Genomic DNA, 10996 nt, shown 5'->3' on the forward strand with positions numbered 1-10996 from the left:
TCGTTGGTCAGGGGGCGGCTGTCGCCAAGATTGAATACGAGGGTGTTCATCAGTCAGCCGACAGCGTAATCACATCCGGATGCGCACGGAAGTACTCCAGCGCGTATTCCAGTTCCCCCGGGCTCTCCGCATGCACCGTCATGAGCACGTCGCCGCGGCGCACCCGGTCGCCGATCCGCACGCACAGCGCGAGTCCTGCCGCCTTGTCGGCCGGCGCGCCCGCCAACTTCGCCAGCCGGGCCGCCTTGCGGTTGTCGATGGCGTCGACGACACCCTCATGCTCGCTGAAAACGTCGTAGTGATAAGCCGCCCGCGGCGGCTCGCGCAGACCGCCCTGGGCCTCGCAGATGCGCTGGAAGCGCTCCCATGCGCGGCCCGAGTCCAGGAGCTGCGTCGCCTGCGCCACCGCGTCCCCCGCGCGGGCCCGGCCCGACAGCCGCAGGATGCCGGCGGCGAGTTGCAGCGCCCGCTGACGGAGGTCGGCAGGCGCGTCGGGCTCACCGCGCAGTACCGACAGCACGTCATGCGCCTCCAGCGCGGGGCCGATGCCGCGGCCGATCGGCTGGCTGCCGTCGCCCACGTCGATGTGCAGGGCGAGCCCGAGGGTCCCGCCGACCGCATGGAAGTGGCCGGAGAGCCGTTCGGCAGCGGCGAGGCTGCGCACCTTCGCCGTCGGTCCCACGGGCATGTCGATGACCACGTGGGTGGAACCCGCGGCCACCTTCTTGGAGAGGACGGAGGCCACCAGCTGGCCCTCGCTGTCGAGATCGAGGGCCCGCTCCACGCGGATGAGGATATCGTCCGCCGGACTGAGGCTGGCGGACCCGCCCCACGCGAGGCAGCCACCCTCGCGCTCCACCACCCGCCGCATCTCGTCGAGGCCGAGATCCACCCGGGTCAGCGTCTCCATCGTGTCCGCGGTGCCGGCGGGCGAGGTAATGGCCCGGGACGAGGTCTTCGGCATCGTGAGCCCGGCCTCGGCCGCGATCGCGACCACGATGGGCGTGGTGCGGTTGCCGGGAAGGCCGCCGACGCTGTGCTTGTCCATGATCGGCGATCCGGCCCAGGTCAGGCGCTCGCCGGCCCTGACCATGGCCCGGGTGAGGTGGACGATCTCTTCGCGGGTCAGCCGTTCCCCGGAACACGCGGCGACGAAGGCGGCGAGCTGCACGTCCATGTAGCGGCCGGCGACCACGTCTTCGATGATGCGCTCTAACTGCCCGGCGTCCAGCTCGGCACCGTAAACCTTGGCCCGCACGTGTGCGAGGGAGTCCACCGGCCGCGGGTGATGCAGGACCAGCGTCGCTCCGTCCTCGAGGCCGAGACGCCGCCAGGCCGCCTCCGACAGGCCGGCCTGGCCGGCCCTCAGCAGCTCCGATTCCACGATCATGAGCGTCGCGATGATGGACGCCGCGTCGGTGTCGACGCGCACCTGGGACATGGCCTGAAAGCCCTCCGAGCGGGCCACTTCCGAGTCCCGACGCAGGAACAGGACGGGCTCGTGCCGGGTGTCGACACCCAGGCGCACGGCTTCCAGCCGGACACCATGGCCCTCGGCGCCGTTCACCCGCGACCACCGAGCTCGATCTTCTGCCCCCGCTGGACGCGCGTGACCACCGTGCCGTAATGCGTCTCCAACTCGCCGGCGAGGGCGTCCATGGCATCGGGCTCACCGTGTACCAGGGCGACCGGAGGCCGGCCCCGAAAAGCGCCGTACCAGTCGGCCAGTCCCCTTTGGTCGGCATGAGCCGAGAGGCCGCCGACGGTGTGGACGGTCGCGGCCACCCGTACGCTCTGCCCCAGCAGCTTCACGCGCCGTGCGCCGTCGACCAGCAGGCGCCCGGTGGTGCCTGCAGCCTGGAAGCCGACGATGATCACGTGGCACTCCTCGCGCCACAGGTTGTGCAGCAGGTGGTGGCGGATGCGCCCGCCGGTGCACATGCCGCTGCCGGCGATGATGATCGCCCCGGAACGCATTGAGTTCAGTGCCCGGGAGTCGTCCGCCGTGCGGGAGAACGCCAGGTTGGGGAGTGCGGACTCATGGTTCTCGCCGCTCCAGAACTGGGCGGCTTCCCGATCATAGAGTTCGGGGTAGCGGCCATAGATGGCGGTCGCGCGGATGGCCAGCGGGCTGTCCAGGAAGATGCGCCAGCGCTCGAGCTTCGCCTCCTCGAAATGGCGCGCGAGCCAGTAGAGTATGAGCTGGCTGCGTCCGACTGCGAAGGCGGGGATGAGGATATTGCCCTCACGCTCCCGGGCGCTGGCCACGATGTCGAGGATCTCGTCGCGGGTCTCCTCCCAGCTGCGGTGCCGACGATCGCCGTAGGTCGATTCGAGGACCACCAGGTCGGCCTGCTCCAGCCGTTCCGGGTCGCGCAGGATCGGCGCGTCCCGGTGCCCGAGGTCGCCGCTGAAGACCGCCCGACTGCGTTCGCGGCCTTCCTCCAGGTCGAGCGAGACGATGGCGGAGCCGAGGATGTGCCCGGCATCGTGCAGGGTCAGCCGGACGCCGGGGCAGATTTCGGTCGGCTGCCCGTAGGCGACGTCGCGGAACTGTCTCATCACCGCCTCGGCATCCTCCTGCGTGTACAGCGGCTCCCTGGGCGGCAGGCCGGCGCGTGCGCGGCGCCGATTCTCCCACTCCGTGTCCTTCTCGGTGATGAAGGCACTGTCGCGGAGCATGATGCGGCACAGGTCCCGGGTCGCGCGGTGGGTGTAGACGGGCCCGTCGAAGCCCTGCCGGGCGAGCAGCGGCAGGCGTCCCGAATGATCGATGTGGGCATGACTCAGGACGACCGCGTCGATCTCGGCAGGCGCAAAGGGGAAAGGCTCCCGGTTGCGGTCCTCGTCGGCACGCCGACCCTGGATCAGCCCGCAGTCCAGCAGGATCCGCCGTCCGCCCACCTGCACGAGGTGGCAGGAACCGGTGACCTCACGCGTCGCGCCGCAGAACTCGATGTGCATACCGAACCCTTGCCGCTACCTCGCCGCCGCCTCGCCCGGCCCCGGCCGTAAACCGGCAGCGGCGTGCCGGGACCCCGACGTCTCTGGCTTCTCCGGCTATTACAGGGCATCCCGGCGGCCGGCCGCATCGGGAATTGCCGCAGCGACTGTGGCGCCACTCGCAGGACATAGCCGCTTTCCACGATTTACCCGTCCGGATGACCGTATTTCAATGACTTACGGCAGAAGCCGATGCCGAAATCGTGACCCCTGCGGCGACATGCGTCCCGCTGCCGAGGTATGATGGTTGTTCAACGAGACTGACGGAAGGTAGGGAATATGGCAGCCAGCCGCAGACTGCTCCAGCGGGCGATGGACGAGGCCAACAGCTACGCCGACTGGCGCGAGGCCGCGATCAGCCACGACAAACTGACGGGCATGGATCAGTGGCGGGCGGTGGAGAAGACCAGCCTGTACGACCACCACTCCATCCGGCAGCGCCTCGACATGCTGCGCGAATTGCGTGCCAGCAAGGACGACCACGGCCTGCTGTTCACACTGAACGAGGGCATCCACGGCAACATGGCCGGGATGGGCAAGACGGCGCTGTACAAGCGCGCGAAGTTCGGCACCAAGCAGCTCATCGAGGAATACGTCGACGAGATCGTCGACGCGCTCCATTACCTGTCCAAGCTGCGCTCCAACAAGATCAGCTTCCAGGAGCGGCTGGATTTCTTCCGCCGGGCGGATCACTGCTTCGGCCGTTCGGCGCTCATGCTCTCGGGCGGTGCCGTGCTCGGCCACTTCCACGTGGGCGTGGTCAAGGCCATGCTGGAAGAGGACGTGCTGCCCTCCGTGGTGTCCGGCTCCAGTGCCGGCTCGCTGATCGCCGGCGTGCTCGGCACTCACTCCACCGCCGAGCTGCACGAGATGTTCGATCCGCGAAACCTGCTGATGGAGGCGCGCCAGGAGGTGAGCTGGCTCGGCCGCCTGATGTCCCCCAGCACGCCGAGCATGGACGTGCACGACGTCGAGGACACCGTCGACCGGCTGATCCCCGACCTCACCTTCCAGGAGGCCTACGAGCTCACCGGGCGCAAGATCAACATCTCGGTGGCACCCGCCGAGGTGCATCAGACCTCCAGACTTCTGAACGCAATCACCTCGCCGAACGTCTACATCCGCAAGGCCGTGATGGCCTCCTGCGCGGTACCCGGCATCTACCCGCCCGTGATCCTCGAGGCGAAGAACAAGAACGGCCGCCGCCAGCCCTATCTGCCCCAGCGGCGCTGGGTGGACGGGTCCGTCAGCGAGGACCTCCCGGCGAAGCGCCTGGCCCGGCTGTACGGCGTGAACCACTACGTGGCAAGCCAGACCAACCCGGTCGTGCTGTGGTTCATCCAGGATCCCAAGGAGGAGCCGAGCCTGCTGTCCACGGGCCTGCATCTCGGTTTCCGGACCTACCAGGAGTGGCTGCGCTCCACCCACTGGATCACACAGCGCCTGACCAAGCCGGCGCCGCGCCTGCAGATACTCGCCAACATGTTCTATTCGGTGGCGACCCAGACCTACACCGGCGACATCAACATCATGCCGCGCTACCGGACCTTCAATCCGACCAAACTGCTGACGCCGCCCACCGAGAAGGAGCTGATGTTCTACATCAAGGAGGGCGAGCGGGCCACGTTCCCGAAGATCGAACGCCTGCGCACGGCGTCCAAGATCAGCCGGGCGCTGGACCAGATCCTCAGCCGCTACGAGCGCCGCGCGCTGCGCGAGTCGCACCGGGTCAGCGCCGGAAACGCCTCCGTGCCCTTCGGCGAACGAAGGATCAGTGCGGCCTGACGGCCGAGCGCTTCAGGCGACGAAAAGCCATGCGCAGTAGCCGGCGTAGCCGGCGAGCAGCAGTGCGCCTTCCGCGCGGGTCAGGCGCGAGCCCGTGTACATGAAGCCGAGCGCGACGACGGACACCAGCAGCATGATGCCGAGGTCGGCGGCACCGACGCCGCCCCGCTCGAACGGCGTCACCAGTGCCGCGATGCCCGGGATGGCCAGTGCATTGAAGATATTCGAACCGATGATGTTGCCGGTGGCCATCGCGCTCTGACCGCGGACGGCCCCCACCACCGAGGTGGCGAGCTCGGGCATGCTGGTGCCCACAGCCATCACTGTCAGCCCGACCACTGCCGGGGTCACACCGAGCGCCAGCGCGAGCCCCGCGCCGCCCTTCACGAACAGCGAGCCGCCGACCAGCAGCAGTGCGAGGCCGGCGGCGAACAGCACGATGGCCATGGCCGTCGAGCGCACGGCCCCCTGGATCTCGTCCGCGAGCCCCGCCGCCGCGTCGCGCGAGCGCAGTGAGGCCACGGTGTAGATCACGATGGCGGTGGTGAGCAGCAGCCCGTCCAGGCGTGACAGCCGGCCGTTCGCCAGCAGCACCACCAGGATCACGGCAGCCGCGATCATCACCGGGCCCGCGCCCCGGATCAGCCCGCGGTCGACCCCGGCCGGCCGCAGGACCGCAACGGCGCCGAGAATCAGTGCCAGATTGCAGATGTTCGAGCCAACGACGTTGCCGACGGCGATGCCGCCGTAGCCGGCCAGCGCCGCGTCGACGGAGACCACGAGTTCCGGCGCACTGGTGCCGAAGGCAACCACCGTGAGGCCGATGACGAGGGGCGAGAGCCCGAAGCGCTCGCCGAGAGAGACGGCACCCTTGATCAGCATCTCGGCGCCGACGAACAGGAGGAGCAGGCCTCCTCCGAGCTGCAGCAACGTCGTGATAGCGTGGAGCTCCTTCGCAAGAATGCCGCACCACCATACCCGATCCGCCGGCGGGCTTTCGCCCTCCGGACGCGCGGGCTAAGCTCTGGCCTGCTGGTGGCAACCAGGCAGACGCAGGCAGACCAGGAGATGCCGATGAGTACGCGAGTGCCCGAGCTGATCGACCGCAGCAGACTGTTCGACGGCTACACCCATACCTACCGGCACCCGTCCGAGGCGTGCGGCTGCCCCATGCGCTTCACGCTATACCTGCCGCCGCAGGCGGAGTCGGAGCCCGTGCCCGTAGTCTACTGGCTGTCCGGCCTGACCTGTACGGAGGAGAACTTCACCATCAAGTCCGGCGCGCAGCGCTATGCCGCGGAACTCGGCCTCGCGCTGGTGGCACCCGATACCAGCCCACGCGGGCTCGGGCTGCCGGGCGAGGACGCCGACTGGGACCTGGGTACCGGCGCCGGTTTCTACGTGAACGCCACCGAGGCGCCGTGGGCCGGTCACTACAACATGTACGACTATGTAGCCTGCGAGCTGCCGGCGCTCGTCGAATCCGCCTTCCCCGTCATCCCGGATTGCCGCTCGGTCAGCGGCCATTCCATGGGCGGGCACGGCGCACTGATCGCGGCGCTGAAGAACCCCGGCATGTTCCGCTCGGTCTCGGCCTTCGCACCCATCTGCGCGCCGATGGACTGCCCCTGGGGCCGGAAGGCTTTCACCCATTACCTCGGCGAGGACCAGAGCACCTGGGAGGCCTGGGACGCCACCCGCTTGATCCGGCGGGGCGGCAACGACATCCCCCTGCTGGTGGATCAGGGCGACGCCGACGACTTCCTGGACGAACAACTCAAGCCCGGCCTGCTGGAGGAGGCTTGCGAGGCGGCCGGACATCCGCTGACGCTGCGCCTCCAGCCCGGCTACGACCATGGCTACTTCTTCGTTTCCACCTTCATCGGCGAGCATCTGGCCTGGCACGCCCGCGCCCTGGCTGGCGGCTGAGTCTGCCCCGGGGCGTTCCTCAGCAGCCGCCGGCCGGACGGTCTTCCGGCGACCCGCTGGCGCTCATACCGAACCCGGGGGCGGCTCGGTGGTCGCCGGGAATTCGTCCGCGCAATCCCCATACTCGATCTCGATGGTGGAGTGATCGATGCCGTATTCCTGGTGCAGCCGCCGCTTGATGACGCGTATGACGGCCGCGGGATCGCCATTGTCGTCTGCCAGCGTCACGTGCATCGTCAGCATGAGACGAGCCGGCGTGAGGCTCCACACGTGGACGTGGTGGACGTCGCACACGCCGGGCACCGAGTCTGCGAGTTCGCGGCGCATCTGCGGCACGTCGAGCCACTCGGGGGTGCCCTCGAGCAGGATGTGGGCAGAGCGCTTCACCAGACTCCAGGCGCTGCGCAGTATCAGTGCCGCCACCACCAGCGACAACAGCGGATCGATAGGCATCCAGCCCGTGCCGAGGATAACCACGCCGGCGACGATGGCGGCCACGGAACCCAGCAGGTCTCCCAGCACGTGCAGCAGCGCCCCCTGCATATTCAGGTTTTCCCGACTGCCGCCGTGCAGCACGAAGAACACCAGCAGGTTCACGGCCAGGCCGATGGCGGCGATCACCAGCATCAGGCCGGCAGTGACGTCGACCGGGGTGAGCAGGCGCTCGAAGGCCTCCATCACGATCCAGCCGACGATACCGATCAGCGTGAGGCCGTTGATGAGGGCGGCCACGATCTGGAAGCGGTGATAGCCGAAGCTCCGCTTGGCATCGGCCGGTCGCGCCGCCATCCGCGCTGCCATCCACGCAAGGGCGAGTGCCATCGCGTCGGTGACCATGTGACCGGCGTCGGCGATCAGCGCCAGGGAGCCCGCCGCGATGCCGCCGACGAGTTCCACCACAGCGAAGCCGCCGGTCAGCGCCAGCGCGAGGGCCAGCCGCCTGGAGTCGGACTTCTCTTCCCGGTGTGCGCCACCGGCGTGGGTGTGACTGTGAGTGTGCATGGGATCCGTATCGCTCCGCGGCGCAGAGTGCCACGAACCGGGCCGCCGCGGGGAGGACGTTATAGCATCCGGCCCTGCTCAGGCCAGCTTGCGCGCGAGATCCGCTTCCGGCTGCTGGAGACGAACATGGCCGGCGGCGGCCAGCGCGTGCACTCGTTCCTGCAGACCCTGGAACAGCGCCTCCGCGCCTCCCGCCCAGTGCTCGCCATGGATGCCGACCCAGGAGTTACGCAGTTCCTTGGCGCGGTACATCGCGATGTCGGCGATGCCGAGCACCTGCTCCCAGCTCAAGAGGTCCGGCCGGGTGCCCAGGAACGGGTAGCTCGCGAAGCCCACCGAGCAGGTGGTGTGGGCTACCGCGCCGTTGCCGAGTTCGAATACGTGGCTCTCGATGTGCGAGCGGATCCGCTCGGCGAGGGACGAGACCTCGGTGCTGGTGGCTTCCCGGCCGATCACCAGGAACTCGTCGCCGCCCCAGCGGATAACGACGTCCGATGAGCGGCAGGCACCGATGAGCACGTCGCGCACCTCGAGCAGCATGCGGTCGCCGGCCACGTGTCCGTGGGCATCGTTCACCGGCTTGAAGTGGTCCAGGTCGACCATCAGGAAGACGATGTCGTTGTTCCGGTCCATGCCGCCGCCGCGGCTGCCGCCGTCGTGCTGGCGCTGCACCAGGTCGATGTCGTCGGAGATCTGCTCGAAAAGGTAACGGCGATTCCTGAGGCCGGTGAGTGCATCGGTGTGACTCGCCTCGTGCAGTTTGGCGTTCGCCAGCTGCAGCTCGGCGTTGCGGTCGGCCAGGTCGCGGGTGCGGCTCCGCACCTGCGCCTCCAGCCGGCGGCAATACTCGGTCTCCTGGTAGAGTTCCCGCTCCCGCACCCGGTGCACCCAGACACCGGCCGCGACCAGGCAGGCGAGCCAGGGCAGGCGCAGTTCCCAGCCGAACCAGGGCACGTCGGCCAGCAGCAGCGGCAGCGCTGCGCCCAGGCCCAGCAGGATCATCGTCGCCGTCCGACGCACCGCGGTCAGCCGGTGTTACGCAGCGCGAACCGGCTGCGGATGGTGGCGAGATCGATCACGGCGCCCTCCGGGGTCCGGCCGAGATGGGCTGCCAGGAAGGCGGGCACGTCGTCGACGCGCAGTGGCTCGGCGAAGAAGAACCCCTGCAGCGCGTGGCAGCCGCGCTCGCGCAGGAAATCGATCTGCTCCACGGTCTCGACGCCCTCCGCGATGACGGCGAGGCCGAGCTCGCGGGACATCGCGATGATGGCCGAGCAGACCGAGCGCTGGGCCGTGTCGGCCTGGCACTGCTCGACGAACGAACGGTCGATCTTGATGGCCTTGACCGGATACTGGATCAGCCGGCCGAGGGAGGAATGGCCGACGCCGAAGTCGTCGATCACGATGCCGACGCCCAGCGCCTTGAGCTTCTGCAGCATCACTGCGGCCTGCCTCTCACGCATCAGCATGGCCTCGGTGAGCTCCAGCTCGAGCTGCGCGGGCGCCAGTCCGGACGCCTCCAGCGCGCTGTGGATCACCCGCGGCAGGTCCTCGCGGCAGAATTCCTGCTCGGAGAGGTTGACCGATACCGGCGGCATCGTCTCCCAGGTCTCGGCCCAGTAGGCGGCATGGGCGCAGGCGGCGTGCAACACCCATTTGCCGATGGGCCGCATCAGGCCGGTCGCCTCGGCGAGCGGGATCAGTTCCCGCAGGGATACGGCGCCGCGTGCCGGGTGCTGCCAGCGCAGCAGCGCCTCCAGACCGGCCACCCGTCCCGTCTCGAGATCGATGCGCGGCAGGTATCGCAATTCCAGCTGGTCCCGCTCGATGGCCAGTCGCAGCTCGTCTTTCAGGTCGAGCCGGCGCAGCGCGCGCTGGCGCATGGTGTCGGAGTAGAATTCCTGGCCCGCGTCGCCGCCCATGCGCGCTTCGTCCAGCGCAGCCCGGGTGCTGTGTAACAGGCCCTGCGCGTCGCTGCCGTCCGCCGGGTAGAGGGCAATGCCGATGCTGGGCGTGACCTCCAGCTTATGCCCCTGGTAGCTGACCGGGTCGGCGAAAGCGGCGCGGATGCGGCCTGCGACCTGTGCCACTGTCCCGCGGTCGTCCACGTCGCGCAGCACGACGACGAATTCGTCGCCGCCGATGCGCGCGAGCTCGGTCGCGCCGCCCTCTCCCGGTCGGGCCCGTTGCACGGCGTCTGCATCGCGCAGGCAGCGCTCGAGCCGGCTGCCGACGACACGCAGGATGGCGTCGCCGACGGCGCGGCCCAGGCTCTCGTTGATGCGCGTGAAGCGGTCGAGGTCGACACTCATCACTGCCAGACCGCGGCCGAGCCGGCGAGCGTCTTCGATCATCGCGTCCAGCCTGCCGATGAAGGCGGTACGCCCGGGCAGGCCGGTCAGCGTGTCCGGCCCGCCGCCGCCGGCACGACCCGCGACGGCCATGTCGGTCACGTTGCGCGTGATCGCCATTACCCGGTCCCGGCCCTGTGTCAGCAGCCGCATCTCGTAGCGCTGTTTCTCGCCGGCGCCGCCGAGCTCGAACTCGAAGTTGCACGGTCCGCGGCTGGACAGGGTGCGCCGGATGTTGCGCACGATCAGCGCCGCCACGTCCCGGGGCAGTACCTCTGAAAGGCGGCGGCGGGCGAGTCGTTCGGGCCGGAGCAGCGGGTCCTTCTCACCGCCGCCGAGATACTCCCGCACCATCCCGTCCTCGCCCAGCACGAAGAACGTGTCCGGGACCGCGTGCAGTATGCGTGCATCGGCCATGAGTGCGGGCTGCATGCCGGTCAGCGTGCGGCCGGTATCGCCGTGGGAGCGGAACCGTTCCCGCAGGAAGACATGATCGACAGGCTTGATGAAGACCGCCGTGGCGCCGGCGGCATAGAGGCGATGCAGCGCCTCACGGCCGTCGCCGTCCGTCAGGGCGATCAGGGGCACGTGCTCCAGCCGGACGCGGCTGCGGACACGCCGGCACCAGTCTTCGGTGAGCTCGCCGGCATCCACGACGATGAGCGCCGGCGGCTCCTCCGGGAAACGGGCGGCCCGCGTCGAGGCGGCCGGGATCTCGCCGACATGGAAGCCCTCTTCTTCGAGCGCCGCCACGACGAGATCCCGGGTCTCGCTCCGCGAGGCGACCACCAGAGCCTGACAGTCTTCGCCGCCGGTCGCGTATCCGTTTTCCCGGGTCCAGGATTGCATTATGTAAAGCCGTTGCGGCTCCCGCGTATTGAAACTGTTGTTGGGACAGAGACTAGCGCCTCGCGCAGGCCTCATTG

At 68.9% G+C, this 10996-nt stretch carries 8 protein-coding genes; 2 read left to right on the forward strand and 6 right to left on the reverse strand.

Going from position 1 to position 10996, the window contains the following annotated elements:
* Positions 1-49 precede the first annotated feature (49 nt).
* Positions 50-1567: a thymidine phosphorylase family protein gene (locus ACJMKX_RS04050; RefSeq protein ID WP_405221391.1), complete on the reverse strand. Its 1518-nt coding sequence runs from the start codon at positions 1565-1567 to the stop codon at positions 50-52.
* Positions 1564-2964 (reverse strand): MBL fold metallo-hydrolase RNA specificity domain-containing protein, encoded by a 1401-nt coding sequence (locus ACJMKX_RS04055; protein ID WP_405221394.1) that lies wholly within the window; start codon positions 2962-2964, stop codon positions 1564-1566. The genes ACJMKX_RS04050 and ACJMKX_RS04055 overlap by 4 nt, the downstream gene beginning before the upstream one ends.
* Positions 2965-3282: 318 nt before the next feature.
* Here ACJMKX_RS04055 and ACJMKX_RS04060 point away from each other — a divergent pair, with 318 nt between their 5' ends.
* The gene (locus tag ACJMKX_RS04060; protein WP_405221397.1) at positions 3283-4788 is read left to right on the forward strand and encodes a DUF3336 domain-containing protein; all 1506 of its coding nucleotides are present in this window, start codon (positions 3283-3285) and stop codon (positions 4786-4788) included.
* Positions 4789-4800: 12 nt separating this feature from the next.
* On the opposite strand, the gene ACJMKX_RS04065 is transcribed toward ACJMKX_RS04060, so the two are convergent.
* Entirely contained in the window at positions 4801-5718 is a 918-nt protein-coding gene (locus ACJMKX_RS04065) for a calcium/sodium antiporter (protein ID WP_405221400.1), read from the reverse strand.
* A gap of 144 nt (positions 5719-5862) precedes the next feature.
* Here ACJMKX_RS04065 and fghA point away from each other — a divergent pair, with 144 nt between their 5' ends.
* Positions 5863-6717 (forward strand): S-formylglutathione hydrolase, encoded by an 855-nt coding sequence (gene fghA, locus ACJMKX_RS04070; protein WP_405221403.1) that lies wholly within the window; start codon positions 5863-5865, stop codon positions 6715-6717.
* A 63-nt stretch (positions 6718-6780) separates the two neighbouring features.
* Here fghA and ACJMKX_RS04075 read toward each other — a convergent pair whose 3' ends face one another.
* The 3 genes from ACJMKX_RS04075 to ACJMKX_RS04085 form a co-directional block, all read right to left on the reverse strand.
* On the reverse strand, positions 6781-7719 hold the full coding sequence (locus tag ACJMKX_RS04075; protein ID WP_405221406.1) for a cation diffusion facilitator family transporter: 939 nt from the start codon (positions 7717-7719) through the stop codon (positions 6781-6783).
* Positions 7720-7797: 78 nt separating this feature from the next.
* Complete coding sequence (locus tag ACJMKX_RS04080) at positions 7798-8721, reverse strand: GGDEF domain-containing protein (RefSeq protein ID WP_405221409.1); 924 nt, start codon at positions 8719-8721, stop codon at positions 7798-7800.
* A 23-nt stretch (positions 8722-8744) separates the two neighbouring features.
* Positions 8745-10919, reverse strand: a complete 2175-nt coding sequence (locus ACJMKX_RS04085; protein WP_405221412.1) for a putative bifunctional diguanylate cyclase/phosphodiesterase — start codon at positions 10917-10919, stop codon at positions 8745-8747.
* Between the last annotated feature and the right edge of the window lie 77 nt (positions 10920-10996).

This window comes from Lentisalinibacter sediminis, from assembly GCF_040706615.1.
In the GTDB taxonomy this organism is placed as follows: Bacteria; Pseudomonadota; Gammaproteobacteria; order Steroidobacterales; family Woeseiaceae; genus Lentisalinibacter; species Lentisalinibacter sediminis.

Excerpts from the sequence above, each read along its gene's own strand:
- ACJMKX_RS04075 (WP_405221406.1), bottom strand. The coding sequence starts at position 7,719 with ATGCACACTCACAGTCACACCCACGCCGGTGGCGCACACCGGGAAGAG.
- ACJMKX_RS04080 (WP_405221409.1), bottom strand. The coding sequence starts at position 8,721 with ATGATCCTGCTGGGCCTGGGCGCAGCGCTGCCGCTGCTGCTGGCCGAC.
- ACJMKX_RS04085 (WP_405221412.1), bottom strand. The coding sequence starts at position 10,919 with ATGCAATCCTGGACCCGGGAAAACGGATACGCGACCGGCGGCGAAGAC.
- fghA (WP_405221403.1), top strand. The coding sequence starts at position 5,863 with ATGAGTACGCGAGTGCCCGAGCTGATCGACCGCAGCAGACTGTTCGAC.
- ACJMKX_RS04060 (WP_405221397.1), top strand. The coding sequence starts at position 3,283 with ATGGCAGCCAGCCGCAGACTGCTCCAGCGGGCGATGGACGAGGCCAAC.
- ACJMKX_RS04055 (WP_405221394.1), bottom strand. The coding sequence starts at position 2,964 with ATGCACATCGAGTTCTGCGGCGCGACGCGTGAGGTCACCGGTTCCTGC.